Genomic DNA, 21,017 nt, shown 5'->3' on the forward strand with positions numbered 1-21,017 from the left:
ATTTCTTTTTTCTGTCCACGTCATGCTCTGGATATAGATTGGGCTGACATTTCAATCTAAACGGATGTTTAATTGAAATAGTTGTTGCAAACGGAACGTTGTTCCGTATATAATCGGAACATGGTTCCGCTTAACTCCGTCCTTTAGCATAACAAGGCGGCGCAGGTCACAAATTGATGCAAAAAAGGAGATTATTATGATGATGGAAATCAAGATTAATACACCCACCCCCGTCTTCTCGGTGAAACCGGTAGTGCTATCAGCCCCGGACCGTGGTGAGGATTTGCAAGTGAGAGTGTCTGCACCGGTAATTGGTCGCGACTTGCCTATTATTATATTTTCCCACGGCTTTGGCTGGTCATTGGATGACTACGGTCCGTTGGTCGACTTCTGGGCTGCTCAAGGCTTCGTGGTCATTCAACCTACCCATCTCGACTCTAGGACGTTGAACCTTCCTCCTGACGACCCCCGTACACCACTGATCTGGCGTTTTCGAGTCGAGGACTTGAAGCGCATCCTCGACCAACTTGATCTCATTGAAGCGTCCGTTCCCGGGCTCAGTGGACGCCTTGATCGAAGCCGTATCGCTGCAGCCGGACACTCCTTCGGCGGCCAGACGGTAGGGATGCTGCTCGGCGCACGAGTCCTCGATGCCCATGGTGAACCGGGAGAGAACATGTCCGACTCGCGGATCAAGGCGGGCGTGTTGCTTGCTACGACTGGAAAGGGTGGAGCTGACCTTAGTCCGTTCGCGGCTGAGCACTTTCCCTTCATGAACCCAAGCTTCGCGGACATGAGCACGCCGACCCTAGTGATCGCGGGAGACCATGACCAATCCCCACTGACTACTCGGGGGCCAGACTGGTTCACCGACCCGTACTTCCTGAGTCCAGGCAGCAAGAGCCTGCTCACCCTCTTCGGGGCAGAGCACTCGCTCGGCGGCATTTCCGGTTACAGCGTTGCGGAGACAACAGACGAAAGTCCTGAACGAGTTGCCTTAATCCAGCAGCTTACACTGGCTTACCTATGCAGTGCATTTGGTATTGATGATTCCAGCTGGGTAACAGCATGTTCAGCTCTGGCAAAGAGCGACAGTCCGCTCGGACGTATCGAGTCCAAATAAGGAATTGGTGATCGCATCAATTTGAAAAAATAACAAAGCTCAATCAAGCATCTTTTAACAACTTATTGACGATCATTTTGTAGATCGGACGAAATAGTTCATACCGGGACGATACTCGTTTCGGAATGCTTACGAGTATAGCTTGAATTATGTGATAGCAGTCTTGAACACAAATAATTGTATAAAAGGAGATACCATGCGTATGGAAATTAACATTGGCTCGCCTGCTCCAACCCTTTCGTTCAGTCCGGTAGTCCTTTCAGTTCCCGGTCGTGCTGTAGACCTGCAAATGCGGGTAACCGCACCGGCGACCGGAAGCGAACTTCCGATCATTCTTCTCTCGCATGGGCATGGTCCATCCAATCATCTCTCCTCACTGAACGGATATGCACCACTCGCCAATTTCTGGGCAGCACATGGATTCGTCGTCATCCAGCCGACCCATCTGAGTTCGAGAACGCTGAACCTCGGTTCGGATCACCCCGAGGCGCCGCTATACTGGCGATCCCGGGCTCAGGATATGACGCATATCCTTGATCATCTAGACATAATCGAGTCCGCTGTTCCGCAGCTTCTCGGGCGCCTCGATCGAAGCAGAGTCGCCGCAGCTGGCCACTCCATGGGTGGGCATACCATAAGCCTGCTGCTGGGAGCGCGGCTCACCGATCCTTATGACGGAACAGAAGTGAACTTGGCCGAGCCCCGGATCAAGGCGGGCGTACTACTTGCAGCACCCGGCAGAGGCGGCGATGCACTCAGTGCATTTACGATCGAGAATTATTCCTTCTTCTCCACTACCGATTTTTCTGAAATGAAAACACCTGCACTCGTTGTTGCTGGGGACAAGGACAACTCCCGTCATCTGACGGTTATGGGCGCAGATTGGCACACTGATCCGTATTTCCTTTCCCCCGGACCCAAATCTCTGCTCACACTGTTCGGTGCAGAGCATGGACTCGGTGGAGTGTCCGGCTACGATGTCGCCGAGACGACGGATGAGAATCCTGAACGGGTAGCTGCGATTCAGAAACTCACCTGGGCTTACCTCCGTACTGAACTCTATCCGGAAGATTCCGCATGGGATTCAGCATGTATGGCTTTGGCAAGAGAAGATAACCCGCTGGGTCGTATCGAAACCAAATAAGAAACTGACTGATTGACTGAAGGATCGCATCAACTTGCCGCGGGGATATCACTCATGCTCAACATATTCCTCCGAATAAAAGAAAAAGGAGCCATCTCTATGGCTCCCCTGTTCAATCGTATATATCTTGTTATGGCAGCAGGAACTTGACCCGTTCCTGCTGCCATTTTTCTGCTTTCTGTGCAATCCGTACAATGACCACGAGCCTGGAAAGAAGCTCGATCCATGGGCACAATGCGCAATCTTTATCTTTACTTGGCAGATGGCTGATAGCAATGAAGCCTTAAATATCAGCAGTAGGCACTCGTTTACAGAGTCGCACGATAGCGCAGTCCGTCTACGAGCAGAGCAACCATCTGCCGAGCCTGCATGGGATTACCTTTATGTCCCGCAGCAGATAGACTTGCTACTGCTCGGAGCAAGTCATCCGGTTCAACATCCGCACGTACCTCACCAGCAGCGGCAGCAGTTTCAAGCAAGGTTCGAAGTGCAGGATTCAGCCGCTTATCAAAGTAAGCCGGCAGGGTCTCATATGCCGGGTTTCCCGAATGCAGCGCCGCCGCAAGTCCACGCTTGGCTGCGATGAAGTCCACGTATCGCTGCATCCATCGCGCCAGAGCCTCACCGGGTTCATACTGCGTTGACAGCTCAGCCGCCGCATCTGCACAGGCATCGACTTCCTGCCGGAATACGGCCTCGATCAGATCCGAGCGCTGTGGAAAATGACGATATACGGTGCCAACTCCGACACCGGCTTTCTCTGCAATCTCCCGCACTGGAGCGTCCACTCCCGAGGCGGCGAACACGGTCATCGCGGACTGGAGTAAAGCATTAATGTTACGCTGTGCGTCGGCGCGCACAGGTCGATCTGTGTGGTCACGAGTTTTCAAGCCATCACTGGGGTTTTCCGTCTTGTCATTCATCCATTAGTTCCCCCCCCATCCATTTATCCTCAAGTTACACTCACGGAATTCATCCCTTACCAATTATCCGAATTATACTATTAACACCAATATGGCTCAACCATATTTCCGTTTATAAACCTTTGTGAGACGGATTGATTTTTAACATGTTTACAAGAATCAGAGAAAAGAGTCCTCGTCCTATACGAATGAGGATTCCCAATCAATCTAACACCCTATTCAATCAATGCCTAAATCAGTTGCTGCTTCCGTTTCAAATATACAAACAGTACCACGCCCGACGCCGCACAGATCACTGCACATAAGCCGATGAATCCATACCCCGCCTGCAGCCCGCGCAGCAGACCCATCTGCGTGGTTGAACCATACGCGTTCTTCACGCCTTCAATGACCCAGCCAATGGCATAGTTGCCGATGACGCTTCCAATCCCCATCAGAGTAACTGCAAACGTAATGGCAGTGTCACTGCCGTTTGGATACCTTTTCGCTATAAACGCCATTACAGTTGGATAGATCATCGCAATACCCGCACCCGACACGGCAAACAGGAAAGCCAGCCCCTCACCACCTGCGATTGCCGCGAACGTACATACACCAGAGAACGCCGAAAACACAATCAATGAAAGTACAAAACCAATCCGGTCCGTAAGTGGACCGAGCAGCAGACGTCCCAGCGAGAAGCTGAGGAAGAATGCAGACAGCATCCCCGATGCCTTAACCGTGTCCCATGTATAAGCTTTCTCCAGGAAGTTTACAAGCCAGCCGCCCACGGCCAGTTCAGATACCACGCCAAAAGAAAGTATCAGCACCATCATCCAGATGGCCGGATCACGTGTCAGCATCTTCAGGGAAACCCGGTCCTCATGCGGAAGATCATCCCCCGGAAACGTGCTTCTCAGCGCCGCAATGATCGGCAGCAGGCAGAGGGACAACATGGCCAGATACATGCCGCGCCAATCCAGTTCATGCCCAAACACCGTCAGTGACATGACGCCCGTTGCCAGCAGCGGTGCTACCGTAGAACTCAGTCCATAGAAGAAATGGGACAGGTTCATCATCATGCCTGTATTTTTCACAAAAATCCGTGCTCCCAGAATCGCCAGCGCGATCTCCAACATGCCGTTGCCGATGTACATGAAGAAGTACGATGAAGCAAAGAGTGGATATGTATGGGATAAATAGATGAACACGCCCGAAAGAATCATCGAGGCAAAAGAGATAACGCTAACCGCCTTGATGCCCCATTTGCGGACAAGGATAGCGGTGAACGAACAGGCGATCAGGTACCCCAATGCGTTCAGGGACAACAACGTCCCGAGCTGTTTCTCGTCCAGATTGAAGTCGAATTGAATGCGCGGAATCGCCGGCCCTTTAATGTTTTCCGATATGCCAAACACGATAAAACCAATAAAGATCGTCGCCAGCTGCATGGCATACATCTTATTGAACTTTTTCTTACTTGCTTGCTGATCCAAAATAAGTACCTCCAATGATTTCAGAAAGGAATATTACACTTTACTACTACGATTGCAGTACGATCTTCCGATTGCTCTTACGTGTAAATTGACTAGCTTTACTTCTGTCTTTACCACTTTTTCTCGATTAACTGGATACGGTAGGTCAAGCTCTCCAACGTGACAGCAACCAAGCCGGTAACATATTCGCGCCGTGTGTCATTCTGAATGATAAGCTGCGGCATGTGCTCCTGTGGTATGGTTTGCAGGCAGCCCTGCATCAGATCATTTTGCATACCAGAGTCCATCGTATCCCCTGTGATGACGATTGCTGCCGGGTTAATAATGACAATGATGGATACCAGCGTTTTGACCACAAGCTGATGCAGTCCCTCCGGAGTTTGAAGCAGCCGAAGCTGTTCTTCCGTTGACACTCCAAAAGGCAGATAAGACACCTCACCGCTAAAATGTGTGTTCCCTTTCAAAGGGTGGCCGTCAATGATGAAACCTGCCCCGGGAAAATGATTTTTCGGAAAAGTGACCACCGCAAAGTTCTTCTCTTCCTCAAAATGCTGCTCGTTGTACAATCCGTACACCGTCAAATTCATGTCGTTATCAATGATGACTTCCACATCATCGAATCGCTCCTTGAGCTTCGGCCCCAGCGGCTGACCTGCCAGTCCCGGCACATCGCAAATGCCAATAACTCCGTTGTGTGCCACCCCCGGTATACCGATCCCAATTGCCTGCACATTGTTGTACTGCTCAATCAAGGCTGCTATCAAATCCTCCACAGTCGCTACGGTAATCTCATCCAAAATGAGCGTCTGTTCGTCTTTCATCTCGCCATTGAGATTGGCCTGAAGATGCGTGATCGAGTGAACGCCGCCCTCTGTTCGGATAATCAGGCAAAGCACGCTGGCAAAGTCCGCATTGAATTGATATCGACTTGCAGGTCTTCCCCCGCTTGATTCATCCGGTCCCAGATCAATGATCTCTCCCGTTTGGAGCAGCTCGTTCAGGATGGTGCCACAGGTAGCAACACTGAGTTTCGTCAAATTTGCAATGGAGGACTTCGTACCAACGCCCGTTGATCTGAGTGTATTCTTCACCAGCTCCACATTGATTCGCTTCACCTGTTGGGTGTTGTGTGATGTAGGTAGCATTTCGAGTTTTACGCCTCCTTTCGTTGATTCAATACCATTCACTGAATGTTTTTAAAAGTATTTTAATAATTGAAGTTTAGGGGGATTCCTATGGAAAGTCAATGCTTAATTGGAAGCGGGAACATTAATATTGCTACAAGGGTTATTGCACCATATTATATTGACAAAGGAGATTATGGACTATGAGGAAAAAGCGACTATCTAGTATCTGTATTATTGCGGTTGTCTTAGTCATGCTCAGTGAATTATTCATATGGTCCTCAGGGAGAATTGGATTAATCAATACAGCGAGTAGGATTATCTCAGATGCACCTGATATAGAAATACAGGGCAAGAGATTATCTTACCAAGGAACAGTGAGTTTTGAAGATAATCATAGTCTTGAGAAATATGCATCAAGTGATGATGGTGAAGTTCTATACAAAGCAAAAGGTACACCAGTACTGCCACCATGGATTTATGTTAAAAAAGGTGGGAGCATCTTTTTTCGATATAAAATTCCACAGATCCCTTGGCGCATGTGACTTTTCAAACCAACTCCCGAAACTAACTTACACTTAATAATCTTCTCCTCCCTGTTGACAAACCCTCCAAATAGGAATAACCTAATAACGAATCACTCATTCATTATTAAGGAGTCGTTCTCAATGGTGCAAGCCAAGAAAGACGAAGTCAGGAAAGATATTGAATACGCGGCGCTGAAGGTGTTCTATGAAAAGGGGTTTGTGGATGCCAAGATGAGCGATATCGCGAACGAAATCAATATCTCCGTAGGCAATATCTATACCTATTTCAAAAACAAAAAGGATCTGTTCTACGCGGTCGTGCCGCCCGATCTGGTGGATTACCTGAAGAAAGTATTGGTCGAGACGATCCACTTCGATAACCAGAACCTGTTCGAGATGGAAACGGATAGCGAAAGGAAATCGGCGCTGTTACAGGAACAGGTCGACGTATTACGTAAATACCGGAACCAGATCATCATCATTTTCGAAAAGAACAAAGGAACAATCTACACCAACGCCAAGAACGAGCTCGTCGAGACCATGATCGAAACCAAGAAAGCCTATCTCAAAAAGCAGTACAAGCATTATGAGATTGGAATGGAAGAAAACCTGATCTTGCTCGATATCCTTGCTCACAATGTGATCGACATGAACCTGGATTTACTGAAACGGGACATGAGTGAGGACAGCCGCAAGCAGATTTTCGAAGCATTGTATGTATACCGGTTGTACGGCATGAAGAGTTTGAGCGAATAATGGTTGTAGGCCTAGCCGGCGCAGCGTGCAGATCAGGTCAAAACAAACTTGGTCCGCACGCCAAAAAAAAGTCTAAGATACGAATCCTATTTTTTTGACCCAAAAATGAATTAATTATTCATTATTAAAGTGTGTTACATACCAAAGGAGGAAAAACGATATGAAAACAGGTTATGCATTAGTAAACGGCCACATCATTAATGGAGACAAACAACGAAATATGGAGAAAAACATGACCATACTCGTGAATGAACAAGGAAAGATTCAGGCTATTGGAAAATCGAGCGAACTGACCATCCCGAACCACTATGAGGTCATTGATCTCTCGAGCAAATACGTGATGCCAGGACTGATCAACGCTCACGTTCATCTCTTTGCAGATGGTAAGCCCTTCAGTCTGTCGGTCAGCGAAGGCATGCTGCAATTCGCATATGATCGGATCCTGAACACGAAATTCGGCAAAGACGTTTTGAAAAAACGAATGAAACGCAATGCGCTGACCGCACTCCACGCAGGCGTAACCACGATGCGCAGTGTCGGCGAATTCTTCTATACCGATGTGAAGTTGCGGGATGAAATTAATAACGGTGAATTTGTTGGTCCCAATCTGCTTGTCTCTGGATTTTTCCTAAGCGTAACGGGAGGACATGGCGCTCCTTTCCTGGCTCTGGTCGGGGACTCCCCATGGGAAGCGCGAAAAAATGTACGCATCAATGTTAAACACGGCGTGGATCTCATCAAAATCTGCGTGACTGGCGGCGTTACGGATGCAAAAATGGTCGGCGAAGCCGGCCGTTTACAGATGACAGTGGAGGAAGTTGCAGCGATCTGCGATGAAGCCCATAAGATCGGATTGCGCGTGGCAGCTCACGTGGAAAGTACGGAAGGTGTCAGAGTTGCGTTAAAAGGTGGCGTTGATACGATTGAGCATGGCTCCGAGATGGACGACGAGATTATCAACCTGTTCAAAAACAATCCAAATGCCCTGAATGGCTATACTGCCCTTATTCCTACCTTTCTAGCTGCTTATCCCTCCGCTTTACTCGATACCAGCGTAACGAAGGTGAGCGCAACCGTGAAAGAAAACTCCAGACTCGTGTATACATCCATGTTAAAAAGTGCGAAGCAGGCCATCGAAAACGACATTACCATCGGTCTTGGTACCGATGCCGCCATGTCGTACGTGACTCACTATGACATGTGGAGAGAGATGGACTACTACATCAAACAGACCAGCCTTAACAACAAGCAGCTGATTGATATGGTGACCCGAACCAACGCGAAGATCTTGGGCATTGAGGACGTTACAGGTACGGTCGATATCGGAAAGCAGGCAGATCTGATCGTGCTGGACCAGAATCCGCTGGAAAACATTGAAGCACTGTCCGATGTACGCATGGTCATGGTCAAAGGAAATCTAATTCAAACACCATCTGTGACGAGAATACAAGAAGTAGACGATGTTCTAAACTCGGTTTGGTGAATTCAGGAGTGAAATCATGTTAGGAATATTAGTCAATTGCTTTTCCATTATATTCGGAAGTACCATTGGAGCTATTTCCAAAAAATTTGTAAATGACGGATATAAGGCCATCCTGTATCAGATCATCGGGATAAGTGCAGTCATCATCGGCATCAGTACAACCATGGACAGCATCTCCACCAGCCAGTATCAGGTCATGTTTGTTATCTTTCTTACGGTAGGCGGGATTATCGGTCAACTGATTAATTTCGATCAGATGCTGTCCAAGATCATGACCCGCTTCTCGTCCAACGGTCTGAATGAAGGATTAACCGTCGCGATTTCTTTGTTATGCTTAGGGTCGATACCGATACTGGGACCGCTGCAAAGTGCGCTGCAGGGAGATAACACGTTCTTGCAAATCAACACCATTTTCTCGGGGATTACGGCATTGATTCTGGCTTCCTCCTTCGGCTTTGGCATTATGTATTCCGCGCTCATTTTATTTGTCATCGAAGCTCTGGTCTTTTTTTCAGCCGATTTCATCTCCGTATACATGACCGCAAATATCATTAACGAAATTACCCTGATTGGCGGTATTCTCGCGCTCTGCACCGGGTTGAACGTCCTAAAGATTACGGATATCAAAGTGTTGAATCTGCTTCCGGCCTTATTTATTCCCATATTTGTGTTATAGAGTCAGAAGGAAAACAAGTGTTGATCGATCTGAAGTAAACAATTATACTTGTAAAATTTGGTAGACAGAAGCAGCTAAGAGGCTTATCCTATTTGGATAAGTCTTTTACTGTATATAGGAGGAGATCTGAATAAAACTACTAAAGATTTTTTTATTGTATGTAGCTTGTTTAATTGTGACTTACATATTCATTGCCATAGGTACTGTTGGTCTGTATTTGGGTTCTGCCCTGATACTCACCTTGCTTGTTTATATTTTAATTTTACTTTTAAAAGTAAAGAAAAAATGAAGGAGTACCACGAAAGTGGTACTCCTCAATTTTAATTTGCCATTCTTTACACGTACATCGCGAGCAACAATTTGTAAATCATCGCCGCTGCTTCCGCACGGGTGGTCATATTCCCTGCACGAACCGTATTGTCCGTATATCCATTCACAATATTGGCTTCGACTGCTGTATTCATGGCTTCCTGCGCCCAAGCCGGAGTTTGTTCTGCATCGGTGAAGCTTGGTTTGACAGCCTCTCCATTCGTTCCTGCTTGCACATCGCTCAATTTCAGCGCTTTCGCCATCATCACGGCCATCTCGGCACGGGTAATGGTGCGATCCGGCTTGAATGTATTGTCCCCGTAACCTGTCACGATTCCGGCTTGCACAGCTGCTGCAATCTCGGACTTCGCCCATGCGGGTACAGTTTCATCATCGGCAAACGAAGTATTGGTCGATACCGTTTTAAGTGCCAATGCTTTGCTGAGCAATGTAACAAACTCTACTCTTGTAATCTCCTTGGACGGTTGGAATGTTCCATCGGCATAACCTTGGATGACATTCATGCCAATCAGACGATCCGCATAATCGGATGCCCAGTGTCCATTCAGATCCGTCAGGTTCGCTGGTGTGTAGCTGGACACAACAAAGGTACCCAGGTGATTCACATTCGCCGTTATGGTTCCTGCAGCATTCGTCTCCCCGCCGACAAATACCCAGCTCTGACGGGCTTCATTGTAATAATAGATGGCCGGCTTAGTTCCACTTGCCAGATCTGCCGGATCAACATTCAGGCTCAACTCAGCCGGCTTGTTCAATGTCCGTCCGCCTGTGCGGCTAATCTGTACTGCCTGGCCCAGAATCTTCAGCGAAGCTGCATTTTGCAATTTGTCCTGAGTAACCACGGACAACTGTAAGGTATCTTTTACCCCAATGGCTCCAGCCGGTGCGCTGAATTCCACTACGTCTTTAATACCCGTTTGCACAAGCTGATTCGCTTCCACCTCTACCTTCACTTCAGTGGATGAATCGGATCCTGTTTCCGGAGCGGTTGGTGTTGTAGGAACGGTAGGCGTTGTCGGTACGCTTGGCGTACTTCCTCCCGAATTGCCACCGGAGCTGCCTCCATTGCCGCCACCTGATCCACCACCGCCATTATTCGAACTGGCTTGTACCGAAATGGTACGTGTAACTTCCTCTGCTGCATTACCAGCGATATCTTTTACGTTATAGCGAAGGGTATAGATTCCAGCCGCTTGTGTGCTTACTGTGCCATCAATCTGCACGGAACCGCTGATGCCTACATTGTCGGATGCCTGTGCTCCAGGCTCGTTGTAGTTATCTCCCACGTTCAGTGTCATCTGGCTGCTGCCTTGCAGCGTAATGACAGGAATTTCACGGTCTATTTTGACAACCACGGGTAGAGTATACTCCCCGCTCAGATCGTCCGTAGCTCGGAATAACAGGCTGTGTTCTCCAGGCTCGGTTACCTCCAAAGGCGTATTTTCTGAATAGGGTTCATACGTCTGGCCTCCATCATGGGACAGCTCAATGGTCGCCGAAGTGGCCGGTGCATATACCGCGCTGGTTACACTAACATTTACGGACTGATTCGTCCAGGTATCCGTATGATACGGCTGGCCGTCAGTGGTGGTCATATTGCTTTTCAGCACCAGAACCTGATTATTGCTGCCCTCTACGATGACGGTGAACATTTTCGTTTGAATTTCGCTGCCGCGTTGTACCGTTGCCGTCAGTTCCAATCGCTCATTGTTATCCGGCTGTGTCAGCAGTTTGCCTTGATTATTGATAAGTTCCGGTTTGGAGCTGGACCAGCTGATCGTCGCACCATGTTTCCCTTCAACAGGAAGGGTGAGGTCGGAAGTGACCGCGTTCAGGTCCCCCAGATCAATCGCTTGGAGCGTATCGGTTACCGCCTGTACATCACTGTAAGGTGTCGCACTCACGAAGATCGGATTGGAGTAGAACCATAGATCCCGGTAGTTGCTGTCATTAATTTCGTTGAAACGAGTTTCTGCGTCAGCTGTCGTGTTCTTCGGATCAAGCTGTGGTTCACCATTCACAGTCTCGCCCGGAACATTCATACCCAGGTTTGTCCCGCGCAAGCGGAAATACTGGTCTTGATTCGTCGCTTTGATCTTGTATGTGATGACATTGTAGCCTTCGGCATCTGTCGTCCAATCATCAGATGTGAAGGTAGCCAGCACTCTGGTGGAGTCGTTGGTATCCTTGTTATATGCGGCTGTTCCCTTCTCAGCCTTGCCAGTCACATCCCCTGCGATTAGGTCAACGTGATCTACCACGGGCACCTGTCCAGCAGATATGCCGCTGTTGATTGGTTTTTCATAGTTATTGCTCGCCGGGCTCTTGAAACGGATCTTCAGTTCCACTTCGTCGCCTTGCGTCACATTGAGATCTCCACCCATTTCAGCCTGAGCGCCTGCTCCGGAAGCGGTGAAATCCAGTGCGTTAATCAGATCTCCGAATACGGAAAAGGACTTTCCGGAACGAAGGCCATCCAGCACCGCCTGCATTCCGCTGCCCTCAACCCATGCGTAGGTCTTGGCATATTCGCCCGGGAAGTAACCACTGGAATTCGTGCCAATCGTCTTGAAATGGTAATCCGAGTTCCCATAGTTCCAGAAGTGGCGCCCTTCTCCCAGCAGTGCGTCCCATAGTCCGCCCACTTTGGCAACCATGTAGTCCACACCACCGTATGTACGGTACTTGTAGCCATCGTCTGCAGTCGGATTAGACAAGTTATAGGTTGTGTTGTACCCGCCGCGATCCGGTTCCATCTGGTTACCCAGCATGCCTTCAATACCGAATACCACTTGTGGGGCCAGATCATTGAAATCGCGGAAGTCCGCAATCGTATATTTGTTTTTGCCACGCGAAGGATGGTTGATCATCGCATAACTCGTTGTTGGATAGTTGGTTTTCAGCCATTCTATTGCGGTTAGCGCATCCTGGTGCGTCGTGTAGGCACGTTTGCCAGCCAGATCCCAAGCCGCTACGTCTGCTGGATCGAACAGTTTCGGATCACGGTTCGTGAAGCGATATTCGAATTCTTTGGCAGCTTCCAATGCTTCGGTTGAGTTTGGTTCATCTGTGAGAATCCCCACCCCAACGTGTTCATGTGTCGGCATGTCCCATTCGAAGCCGGAGAAGATCGTTTTGCCTGCATATTTGCCTTGCTCCTGAAGCGCCTTGATCTGTGGTACCTGATATTCATTCATCCCCAAGGACATCGGAATGGACCCGCCCGGAATTTCGTTTCCATCGTGATCCCGCTTGGATAAACGCAAATGATCCGTTAGCGCGATCCAGTCCAGCCCATATTGCGTTAGTCCCGCATCGAGGACGTTCTCCAGCGAATTCTGTGCGTCATCCGACTCAAAAGTATGTACATGCAAATCCCCCGTTTGCCATGAACCCGTTGCCGTGCTGTTGATCGGCGAGTTATCTCCCGCATCTGCATAGGTAACTGCCGCAGGAAAAGTCCCCATAACCATCCCTGTAGCCAGCGGTATCAGCGTAAGCATAGCGAGCATTTTCTTTCCTTTTTTATTGAACAACCTGATCCCTCCACCCGTTCTGTGTTGTTGTGCCGGGAGTAAATATAAGAGACTTTGAGAGCAGGGTCAACGCGTTGAAAGCGCCTATAGAAAATTTTACATATCCCTGCATTTTTTCATATTCCGTTTATCGTTTCTCTTCCTTTCTCTACCGGGGTCATGCTCTACATTGCTCAGTTATCGGGGTGAAAAATCTAGGTTGAAGCACCCGTTCGTGGGTGATGCAAAATTCAGAGATTGTTCACCATTCAGGAAAGTTCCACCACTGCTGTGGATGGCAGGAAAAGAATACAGCGAAATAGATGTGTTGAAGGGGAGAAATTGAAGGAGTTGGTAAACATATCAGGCTAGCCTTGACCGGGTCATGAAAAAAAGCACCCCCGAATTCATAAGCGCTCTGCGCCTAGACTCCGCGGGTACAATGCGTTCGGTCGTCATTTTGACCTTGCCTTTACATGTTTACTTTTGTGAAGCGAAAGTGAACGGAATGTGAAATCAAGAATAATCAATGATATATAAAGTAATACACCCCACTAACCTTCTAACCCGTTAAACTGCCGAAGCATGGTGGTGAAACGCTCCAGCTCCTTATCATCCCATCTGGATATACGATCATAAAAAGCGGACTCCTTCTCCTTGAGCGCACTCACCGTCGATTGCTGACCGAGCTCCGTCAGAGACAGCAAAACGCCGCGCCGATCATTGGGGTCCGGCTCCTTGCTCACATATCCCGACTTTTCGAGTTGTTTTATCAGACGGCTTACCGAGCTGCGGTCCATAGCTGTCGCTTCTGCCAAAGCTGCGGCACTCGTAGGGCCATAAGAGTACAGCCACCGCACCAGATGAAAAGCAGCAGGCTGCATGGTCGCATCAAAACGCTCGGCAGATCGGACATTGAGCGCATGTGAAGCACTAATCAGGGCATGAATCTGCTCACCAAGTGCCAACTCCAGCCTTTCTCTGTCTTGGGTTCTAATTGAATTTTCGGTCATTATTGTCGTTCCCCTCTCCTTAATACATCAAAGCAGGCTTCTGAATATATAGTTGACAAATATCAATTAATCTATATAGTTGATTTATATCAATTATATCCACCGACCCAGATCGTGTCAAAAGGAGACTTAACCATGAAAACAACACATCCTATAATTGTGATCACCGGAGCAACAAGCGGATTGGGACAGCTTGCTGCCATGGAACTTGCGAAGCGCGGTGCTCACCTTGTACTTACAGCCCGAAGCGAGGAACGTGCCGAAGCCACCCGAAAGAAAATTAAAGAAATCGTTCCTTCCGCCAAGATCAACTTTTTCTTCGGAGACTTGTCCTTACTGAGCGATGTAAAACGTATTGGGCTTGAGATTGCATCCGCTTATCCGCGTATCGATGTACTTTTGAATAATGCGGGACTTCATGCTTTTGAACAGAGAGTCACTTCAGAAGGGTTTGCCGAGATGATTGCCGTGAACTATTTGGCCCCTTGGCTGCTAACGCATACGTTGCGTAATTCCCTGATTCAGGCGGGCCATGCCCGCGTTGTGAACGTTGCATCTGAAGCCTCACGGAATCATGGCAAACTGGTACTGCCGGATGACTTGATGAATACCACTCCCTTTACTGCACGCGGTTCCTCTCCGATCTATGGCAAAACCAAACTGCTTAATATTATGTTTACTGCCGAACTAGCCAGACAATGGGATGGAACCGGAATTTGTGTAAATGCCTTAAATCCAGGCTTCAATGTTACAGGTCTCGGACGAGAGCTATGGTTTGCGAGTGTGCTTGAGCGCATTTTAACATTTTTGCACATTGGTGACCCGCGCCGGGGCGCGGACATCATGACTCGTTTGGCAGTGGAACCGACATTTGGTGAGGTTTCGGGAGGCTATTTCAATGTGGGCAGCGGAGCGGCGATCACTCCTGTATATCCGGGCGGAGATGCCGGAACGCAGAATAAGCTGTGGAAGGTGACGCATCAATTGATGAAAGAACGGGGCTTGGTGGATTAAAAGTGGCTCACTACTAAAGGAAAGGGCTGATCAGCCCCTTTCCTTTTCGCTACCTTGTTAATTAACTATCCGTTATTTTTGGAATTAACACTATAGATGATTTTGCTGTAACACAGTCTCCGGGAATCGTTTAACCATGTCCTGGATAAAGCCATCATTCCCGTAAATGGCGACCACGAGGGATTCTTTTCGGGTCGGCATTGGAATAATAATGGCTTGCTTTCCATTAAAATAATACCGATCCTTTCGCTCATCCCCATTATCATCTACATAGACAATGTTAACGAAATCCATATCATGACTCCGTGCTTTGTCGTGAATGACAACACATAAATATCGACCCAGCCTTTCTACGGATATGCCTTCTTCATCTTCTTCCCATACATACTCGTTGGGTTGCATTAGAAGCTTATTATCCGCTGATTTGGTGAGTATCGATGCTTTGGCATGTTCACCCTTTACATCAACCAAGAGCGCAGAGCGGTCATTTACGATTTTTGCATCAGCATATTGCAGATGATGAGTTTTGAGATAGTTCTGGACATCCTCCCTGGTAAGAGGATCACTACTTGAACCATGCGTGAGCATTAGCATAGATAACATCAATTCAAACAAAAACTTCATTTTATGTACTCCTTGTCTGTTGTGGATATTTGTACAACTCATTCTAATTTCTAATTTCATTATGGACTGAATGCTAGAATAAAAAGGCCGGCGAGTTCATTGACACAGCGCACTGTGAACCCGCCAGCTTCTTGCCATATTTCCCACTCTTCATTATTCAATATGTTATATCGTCGCAAACACGCTATCAAAACCTGCCTTTGACTTGGCAAACAGCTCCGTCGAATCAAGGTTTGATGCAGGTGCCAGAACTTCCTGAGCTACAACGCCCGTGTAACCGATAGCCTTTAGATTTTTGAGGAAACCGGTCAGGTCGATAATCCCCTCGCCTGGATACAGGCGCTCATAATCAAGCAATTCTTCAATTGGCAGATCATATGCATCATTAATATGAACGTGAACAATCTGTTCCTTTTTCAAATGCAGCACCTCTTCGATCCGCAAACCGAGCGTATGCCAATGATAGGAGTCCACCAACAAGCCTACGTTTGGAGCATGAATGGTCTCAATCCAGTCCAGGGTATCCTCCACACTCCAAATAAACGGATTTTTCCACTCCGTCCGCAAATGATGGCAGCCAACAAACTCCAGCCCGAGCCGAATACCGTAAGCACCCAAGATATCTGCACAGAGTCTCAATCGTCTGGTAGCCGCCGCCATGAATGATGCCGCAGGCTGATCAGTTGAGGGCAGAACATAGGTGCAGCAGTTGAAACAATTCAGTGCAGCAGAGGCTTCTGCCATTTCAACCAGAGATTTGAGTCCTTCACGAAATTGCTCTTCTGAGTTTCTCCAGTCCACCGTGAAATCCGCTGAACCGATGATGATATCGTTGCTTTCCAATAGGTGTGCGGCTTGCTCCTTGCCGTATTGTTGAACCAATGAGAGCGGATTCAAATCTACGGACTGGAATCCGTACTTGGCCGCATTCATAATATATTGTTCATCAGACTCGATCTTCCCCAAACCTGCCTTCGTTAATCCTCTAATCATCCCTATCTCCTCCTGTGACTCGTTTAATATACAACTGCTGCACCCTCTCAAGCTCAATTCAGGGTATAAATCCATAATAACAGCCGCTTCAAAAAAAGGAACCAGTATGTCCCATTTCTTTTATGGCGCAACCCTTTCCCGGTATCAGCGTAATAGAAAAAAGTGGAAAGGAAGTTGATACCATGACGACATGGCTCAAAAAAATTCAGTCCCCCACCATTATTTTCTTTTCATGCCTTTTGGTAGTTTCTATGATCGTTGGCTTTCTATCCAAGCCTTATTTTACAGAACACATATTCTATGTAGACAATAATAAGTACTCATTCGATCGCAAGCAAGGAAACCAGATGATATACCGGAGTGGAACGGCTGATTCGATTCAGGTACAAGTGGAACAGCAAAAGCGCACTGTATTCATCAGTGATCAGAAATACATCATTACAGAACTCAGTTCGACACCAATTCCAACGTATAGCGTCTCATATCCAAACGAACGCAAATATGAAGTTCAGGATCAGTCGGGACTGTTGTTGAGTTTCGATGAACAGGGCGATATCGTGAACTCAGTCTCCTTTTACGTTAATAACCAAAGAGTGATTCACGATGACGAGGAAAGGTATTCACCTGATACACTCGTAACAGCTGCATACCCGTTATATCATTACACCCAAGGTGAGCCAGTCTACCTTTTTCTCGCATTGGCCGGTTTGATATTTGGATGGTGCAGCTTCTACTATCGGAAATTTCAGGATATCCTCTTCCTACTCTCCCTTCGTTGGATTTGGGTAAATGATCCCGAACCTAGTGACTTTTATTATTTCATGACCAAGATTGGCGGGATTGTAGTCATGGTCGGAGCGATCGGGGTCGCCTTTAAAGCATTCTAAACCATGCAAAATGGCATAAAAGAGCGGTAACAACGTTGAAGTTAACGTCATTACCGCCTCTTTTTTTACCCTGCCTTAACAGGTGATTCACGATAAGCATTAAACTTAGATCGCTGTCAGTGTAGATTATTTCACACTTTCCAGCGTGTACCGATTGCGCGGGATTTCAAGCCCCAGATTCTCCCGAAGCGTCTCATGTTCATATTCGGTCCGGAACAGACCTCGTTCTTGCAGAACCGGGACAACCAAATCCACGAAGTCAGCCAATCCATTCGGCACAACCGTGCGGATGTTAAATCCGTCTGCGGCTTCTCCTTCGAACCACTCCTGAATCTGGTCCGCAATCTGTTCCGGTGTGCCGATGAACGATGTTCGTGGCGTTGACGCTCTTAGCGCAACTTGTCGGAGGCTAAGCCCCTCTTCCCGTGCCTGCTGCTTGATCTTGTCCGTTGTACTGCGGAAGCTGTTGCTGCCCAGATCACCAATCTCAGGGAAAGGCTCATCCAGCGGGAATGGGGAGAAATCAAAATGGTCGAAATAACGTCCCAAATAATTCAGTGCGTGGTCTATGCTGACCAGTTCGGCAATTTCCTGATACTTTTGCTCAGCCTCCTCCTGCGTTCTGCCCACGATAGGACCGATACCCGGAAAGATCAGAAGTTCTTCTGCCTGACGTCCGTATGCCACTGCTCTTGCCTTGACATCCCGGTAAAACTCCCTTGCTTCCTCCAGCGTCTCATGCCCCGTGTATACGGCATCTGCCGACCTCGCTGCCAAGTCCTTGCCGGATTCGGACGAACCTGCCTGGAAAATGACCGGATATCCCTGCTTCGAGCGAGCTACATTGAGCGGTCCCTGTACTGAGAAATGATCACCCTTGTGATTCAGCGTATGCAGCTTGGAAGGATCGAAGAAGACGCCGTTCTCCTTGTCCCCGACGAAGGCATCATCCTCCCAGGAATCCCACAGGCCTTTGACCACATTCAGATGTTCTTCAGCAATTTTGTAGCGCAGCGCGTGGTTCGGGTGCTCTCCTTTGCCGAAGTTAAGTGCCGATCCTTCCAGAGGTGAAGTGACTACATTCCATCCCGTCCGTCCCCCGCTGATGTGATCCAATGAAGCAAATTGCCTCGCCACCGTGAACGGTTCGCTGTACGAAGTCGATAGCGTTGCGACCAGCCCGATGTTTGAAGTTACTCCCGCGAGTGCAGACAGAAGGGTTAGAGGCTCGAACCGATTCAGAAAATGAGGATTGGATTTCTCGTTAATAAAGAGACCGTCAGCGATAAACAGCAGATCGAATTTGCCTTCCTCCGCTTTACGCGCCTGTTTTTTGTAAAAATCAAGGTTCACGCTGGCATTAATCGGAATGTCCGGGTGACGCCAGAAGGAGATGCTGTTCCCAACTCCGTTCAGATTGGCCCCCAACTTCAATCGACGTTTCGTCATGTTCATGTCCTCCTTATATTTTCGTGGGTAATCAGATCACTTTTATTCGTTTGCTTCATATCACTAGCCCTTACCACCCAGGCAGCCACGAGAAGTACAATCCCTGTCAGTAGAAAAATAAAAGGAATTCCGGTCCATCCGCCAAGAAAACCGCCGATCAAAGGACCGAGTACAATGCCGAATTGACTCGCAGTCTGACTCAGACTAACGGCCCTTCCCCGAAACTCATGGTCGGCATATTTGATAATTAATGCATTGAGCGCCGGGTAGACTGCAGCAAAGAACAGACCATAGACAAATCGCAGACTCCCAAAATAAACGAGATTATACGCGGTCAGCTGCAGAAGACTGCCAATCCCGCCACCGATCAGCCCGATAAACAACGTTTTCTCGTACCCGATCCTGCCGCCAATCTTCCCCCATCTCGGTCCCATTATAACGGTTGCCACACCGATGGCCGAGAATACGATACCTGCACTAAGTGCTGCATGGCTTGCATCTCCCCCGATCTGAACGACATATAGCGTCAGCACAGGTTCGATAATGAGTACGGACGTCGAGACGAGTAGAATCAAACCATAGATCCGCATTAAACCTGGAGTGGAAGCCGCTCTCTTCAAATCACCCAAGATGCTGGTGGAATCCATCGTACGGGATATGCGCGACTCTTTTACTCCAAGGACCAGCAGGGCCGAGAGCAGCGTTATGATTCCGGAAGCTATGAAACATCCACGCAGCCCGATCCAATGGCTCAGTACTCCTCCAGCAAGAGGTCCGAGAATTCCGCCTGCAGCAGTCGATGTGGAGATGACACCGAGCGCATAACCGACATGCTTCTCCGGCGTATTTGTGCCAACCAAGGTGATGGACGCGGGATTGAATCCAGCCATAAGTCCCTGGAAGACCCGAACCGCAATAAACGTGTAAGGATCATGAACAAAATAGTTGGCGGAATGGGCGATGGCCAACCCGACACCTGATCGGATCAGCATCAGTTTACTGCCGTATTTGTCAGCCAGCGATCCCCAGAAGGGTGCGCACAGTCCGCTGATCAGAAAGCTAATCGAGATCGAGACACCGGACCAGACCTCCAGTCCGCTTTGGATTCCGAGATTATTTTGCAGAAACAAAGGAAAGAACGGCACGGACAAGGTGTACGCCATATGATTGAAAAATAGCCCCAACCACAGAATATACAGATTACGCTTCCAATGCGGCATCTCGGCATTCTCCATAGTATATAATTCCTATAAAATAAGTAGGTTATTATCCATATTAGGATACTGTTGCAGGAAAGTATAATAGAAATGTTCAATAGACCCATTCAAGAATTAAATGAATGGGCCTGTCAATTAAGTGAGAAGTCGAAACCGAAGCGTCGATTATTGCGGTACCTGAACGGACATGAACACATCCACCTCATCTTCACGATCCATAACGAACCCGAAACGTTCATATAAACGCTGCGCCGGGCTTCCCTTCAATACATTCAAAATCACACGTTTGCCTTTAACCTCGTCCTGTCCCAGCAGGATTTCAAGCACCCTTGTTCCCAACTTCCTGCCCTGAACATCCGGATGGATGTAGAAATGTTCCAGCAAAACACCCTCTGACCTAGGCTTCAGCGCCACACATCCGACTGACGAACCCTCCAGCTCAATAATCCACGTATAGATCGGATCAAATGTATTCCGGAAACGCTCCCGAACCTTCAACTCGTCATACCTTCCCAATCTGGTTAGATCATCATACAGAACCAGGGCACGCAAATCCGCCAATCGCTCTTGATCTGCCTGCACAGCTTGACGCATCGTTAGTTGGTTCATCGAGGCACTACCTCCATTTAAATGAATCAAATACTTATTTCTTCATGTATGTATTCCCGCTCAACCTTGGCTACATCATTTCATTATCCATCCGCTTGAACCTCTCTTATTATAGGTCGTTTCTGTCCATTTAGG

At 48.1% G+C, this 21,017-nt stretch carries 18 protein-coding genes; 7 read left to right on the top strand and 11 right to left on the bottom strand.

Annotation, left to right across the window (positions count from 1 at the left end; genetic code table 11):
* Positions 1-199: 199 nt before the first annotated feature.
* Both AB3N00_RS18575 and AB3N00_RS18580 read left to right on the top strand, forming a co-directional pair.
* Positions 200-1,123 (top strand): alpha/beta hydrolase family protein, encoded by a 924-nt coding sequence (locus AB3N00_RS18575; RefSeq protein WP_413035893.1) that lies wholly within the window; start codon positions 200-202, stop codon positions 1,121-1,123.
* A gap of 202 nt (positions 1,124-1,325) precedes the next feature.
* Positions 1,326-2,267, top strand: coding sequence for an alpha/beta hydrolase family protein (locus tag AB3N00_RS18580; protein ID WP_413035894.1), 942 nt, complete (start codon positions 1,326-1,328; stop codon positions 2,265-2,267).
* A gap of 308 nt (positions 2,268-2,575) precedes the next feature.
* Here the strand turns inward: AB3N00_RS18580 and AB3N00_RS18585 are convergent, their stop codons facing one another.
* From AB3N00_RS18585 to AB3N00_RS18600, 4 genes are all read right to left on the bottom strand, one after another.
* Complete coding sequence (locus AB3N00_RS18585) at positions 2,576-3,190, bottom strand: TetR/AcrR family transcriptional regulator (RefSeq protein ID WP_175397309.1); 615 nt, start codon at positions 3,188-3,190, stop codon at positions 2,576-2,578.
* Positions 3,191-3,420: 230 nt separating this feature from the next.
* A complete protein-coding gene (locus AB3N00_RS18590; RefSeq protein WP_413036077.1) occupies positions 3,421-4,629 on the bottom strand; it encodes an MFS transporter in 1,209 nt (402 codons plus the stop codon).
* A gap of 146 nt (positions 4,630-4,775) precedes the next feature.
* Complete coding sequence (locus tag AB3N00_RS18595) at positions 4,776-5,810, bottom strand: ROK family protein (RefSeq protein ID WP_413035895.1); 1,035 nt, start codon at positions 5,808-5,810, stop codon at positions 4,776-4,778.
* 297 nt (positions 5,811-6,107) lie between these two features.
* Positions 6,108-6,263 carry a hypothetical protein gene (locus AB3N00_RS18600; protein ID WP_413035896.1) on the bottom strand — a complete coding sequence of 52 codons (156 nt, stop codon included), beginning with the start codon at positions 6,261-6,263 and terminating at the stop codon, positions 6,108-6,110.
* A gap of 194 nt (positions 6,264-6,457) precedes the next feature.
* Here AB3N00_RS18600 and AB3N00_RS18605 point away from each other — a divergent pair, with 194 nt between their 5' ends.
* The 3 genes from AB3N00_RS18605 to AB3N00_RS18615 all read left to right on the top strand — a co-directional run bounded on the left by AB3N00_RS18605 (position 6,458) and on the right by AB3N00_RS18615 (position 9,231).
* The gene (locus AB3N00_RS18605; RefSeq protein ID WP_413035897.1) at positions 6,458-7,072 is read left to right on the top strand and encodes a TetR/AcrR family transcriptional regulator; all 615 of its coding nucleotides are present in this window, start codon (positions 6,458-6,460) and stop codon (positions 7,070-7,072) included.
* Between the two features lie 160 nt (positions 7,073-7,232).
* Positions 7,233-8,555: an amidohydrolase family protein gene (locus tag AB3N00_RS18610; RefSeq protein WP_413035898.1), complete on the top strand. Its 1,323-nt coding sequence runs from the start codon at positions 7,233-7,235 to the stop codon at positions 8,553-8,555.
* 16 nt (positions 8,556-8,571) lie between these two features.
* On the top strand, positions 8,572-9,231 hold the full coding sequence (locus AB3N00_RS18615; protein WP_413035899.1) for a DUF554 domain-containing protein: 660 nt from the start codon (positions 8,572-8,574) through the stop codon (positions 9,229-9,231).
* Between the two features lie 335 nt (positions 9,232-9,566).
* Here the strand turns inward: AB3N00_RS18615 and AB3N00_RS18620 are convergent, their stop codons facing one another.
* Together AB3N00_RS18620 and AB3N00_RS18625 are read right to left on the bottom strand one after the other, a co-directional pair.
* The gene (locus AB3N00_RS18620; protein ID WP_413035900.1) at positions 9,567-13,097 is read right to left on the bottom strand and encodes an S-layer homology domain-containing protein; all 3,531 of its coding nucleotides are present in this window, start codon (positions 13,095-13,097) and stop codon (positions 9,567-9,569) included.
* 533 nt (positions 13,098-13,630) lie between these two features.
* Positions 13,631-14,089, bottom strand: a complete 459-nt coding sequence (locus AB3N00_RS18625; protein WP_413035901.1) for a MarR family winged helix-turn-helix transcriptional regulator — start codon at positions 14,087-14,089, stop codon at positions 13,631-13,633.
* A 135-nt stretch (positions 14,090-14,224) separates the two neighbouring features.
* On the opposite strand from AB3N00_RS18625, the gene AB3N00_RS18630 reads away from it, so the two are divergent.
* On the top strand, positions 14,225-15,103 hold the full coding sequence (locus AB3N00_RS18630; RefSeq protein WP_413035902.1) for an SDR family NAD(P)-dependent oxidoreductase: 879 nt from the start codon (positions 14,225-14,227) through the stop codon (positions 15,101-15,103).
* A 90-nt stretch (positions 15,104-15,193) separates the two neighbouring features.
* On the opposite strand, the gene AB3N00_RS18635 is transcribed toward AB3N00_RS18630, so the two are convergent.
* Both AB3N00_RS18635 and AB3N00_RS18640 read right to left on the bottom strand, forming a co-directional pair.
* Positions 15,194-15,727 (bottom strand): hypothetical protein, encoded by a 534-nt coding sequence (locus AB3N00_RS18635; RefSeq protein ID WP_413035903.1) that lies wholly within the window; start codon positions 15,725-15,727, stop codon positions 15,194-15,196.
* Between the two features lie 165 nt (positions 15,728-15,892).
* Entirely contained in the window at positions 15,893-16,720 is an 828-nt protein-coding gene (locus AB3N00_RS18640) for a sugar phosphate isomerase/epimerase family protein (protein WP_413035904.1), read from the bottom strand.
* A gap of 182 nt (positions 16,721-16,902) precedes the next feature.
* Between AB3N00_RS18640 and AB3N00_RS18645 the strand changes: the two genes are divergently transcribed.
* Complete coding sequence (locus tag AB3N00_RS18645; RefSeq protein ID WP_413035905.1) at positions 16,903-17,607, top strand: DUF6199 family natural product biosynthesis protein; 705 nt, start codon at positions 16,903-16,905, stop codon at positions 17,605-17,607.
* Between the two features lie 126 nt (positions 17,608-17,733).
* On the opposite strand, the gene AB3N00_RS18650 is transcribed toward AB3N00_RS18645, so the two are convergent.
* The 3 genes from AB3N00_RS18650 to AB3N00_RS18660 form a co-directional block, all read right to left on the bottom strand.
* Positions 17,734-19,056: an LLM class flavin-dependent oxidoreductase gene (locus AB3N00_RS18650; RefSeq protein WP_413035906.1), complete on the bottom strand. Its 1,323-nt coding sequence runs from the start codon at positions 19,054-19,056 to the stop codon at positions 17,734-17,736.
* Positions 19,057-19,058: 2 nt separating this feature from the next.
* Positions 19,059-20,276 (bottom strand): MFS transporter, encoded by a 1,218-nt coding sequence (locus tag AB3N00_RS18655; RefSeq protein WP_413035907.1) that lies wholly within the window; start codon positions 20,274-20,276, stop codon positions 19,059-19,061.
* A 162-nt stretch (positions 20,277-20,438) separates the two neighbouring features.
* On the bottom strand, positions 20,439-20,882 hold the full coding sequence (locus tag AB3N00_RS18660) for an N-acetyltransferase family protein (RefSeq protein ID WP_413035908.1): 444 nt from the start codon (positions 20,880-20,882) through the stop codon (positions 20,439-20,441).
* Positions 20,883-21,017: the final 135 nt, after the last annotated feature.

It is taken from the genome of Paenibacillus xylanilyticus (genome assembly GCF_047246825.1).
GTDB classification, from domain to species: domain Bacteria; phylum Bacillota; class Bacilli; order Paenibacillales; family Paenibacillaceae; genus Paenibacillus; species Paenibacillus xylanilyticus_B.

What these genes read in the sequence shown, in the direction of transcription:
- AB3N00_RS18575 (WP_413035893.1), top strand. Translation starts at nt 200, where the DNA reads ATGATGGAAATCAAGATTAATACACCCACCCCCGTCTTCTCGGTGAAA.
- AB3N00_RS18580 (WP_413035894.1), top strand. Translation starts at nt 1,326, where the DNA reads ATGGAAATTAACATTGGCTCGCCTGCTCCAACCCTTTCGTTCAGTCCG.
- AB3N00_RS18585 (WP_175397309.1), bottom strand. Translation starts at nt 3,190, where the DNA reads ATGAATGACAAGACGGAAAACCCCAGTGATGGCTTGAAAACTCGTGAC.
- AB3N00_RS18590 (WP_413036077.1), bottom strand. Translation starts at nt 4,629, where the DNA reads ATGTATGCCATGCAGCTGGCGACGATCTTTATTGGTTTTATCGTGTTT.
- AB3N00_RS18595 (WP_413035895.1), bottom strand. Translation starts at nt 5,810, where the DNA reads ATGCTACCTACATCACACAACACCCAACAGGTGAAGCGAATCAATGTG.
- AB3N00_RS18600 (WP_413035896.1), bottom strand. Translation starts at nt 6,263, where the DNA reads ATGGTGGCAGTACTGGTGTACCTTTTGCTTTGTATAGAACTTCACCAT.
- AB3N00_RS18605 (WP_413035897.1), top strand. Translation starts at nt 6,458, where the DNA reads ATGGTGCAAGCCAAGAAAGACGAAGTCAGGAAAGATATTGAATACGCG.
- AB3N00_RS18610 (WP_413035898.1), top strand. Translation starts at nt 7,233, where the DNA reads ATGAAAACAGGTTATGCATTAGTAAACGGCCACATCATTAATGGAGAC.
- AB3N00_RS18615 (WP_413035899.1), top strand. Translation starts at nt 8,572, where the DNA reads ATGTTAGGAATATTAGTCAATTGCTTTTCCATTATATTCGGAAGTACC.
- AB3N00_RS18625 (WP_413035901.1), bottom strand. Translation starts at nt 14,089, where the DNA reads ATGACCGAAAATTCAATTAGAACCCAAGACAGAGAAAGGCTGGAGTTG.
- AB3N00_RS18630 (WP_413035902.1), top strand. Translation starts at nt 14,225, where the DNA reads ATGAAAACAACACATCCTATAATTGTGATCACCGGAGCAACAAGCGGA.
- AB3N00_RS18635 (WP_413035903.1), bottom strand. Translation starts at nt 15,727, where the DNA reads ATGAAGTTTTTGTTTGAATTGATGTTATCTATGCTAATGCTCACGCAT.
- AB3N00_RS18640 (WP_413035904.1), bottom strand. Translation starts at nt 16,720, where the DNA reads ATGATTAGAGGATTAACGAAGGCAGGTTTGGGGAAGATCGAGTCTGAT.
- AB3N00_RS18645 (WP_413035905.1), top strand. Translation starts at nt 16,903, where the DNA reads ATGACGACATGGCTCAAAAAAATTCAGTCCCCCACCATTATTTTCTTT.
- AB3N00_RS18650 (WP_413035906.1), bottom strand. Translation starts at nt 19,056, where the DNA reads ATGACGAAACGTCGATTGAAGTTGGGGGCCAATCTGAACGGAGTTGGG.
- AB3N00_RS18655 (WP_413035907.1), bottom strand. Translation starts at nt 20,276, where the DNA reads ATGCCGCATTGGAAGCGTAATCTGTATATTCTGTGGTTGGGGCTATTT.
- AB3N00_RS18660 (WP_413035908.1), bottom strand. Translation starts at nt 20,882, where the DNA reads ATGAACCAACTAACGATGCGTCAAGCTGTGCAGGCAGATCAAGAGCGA.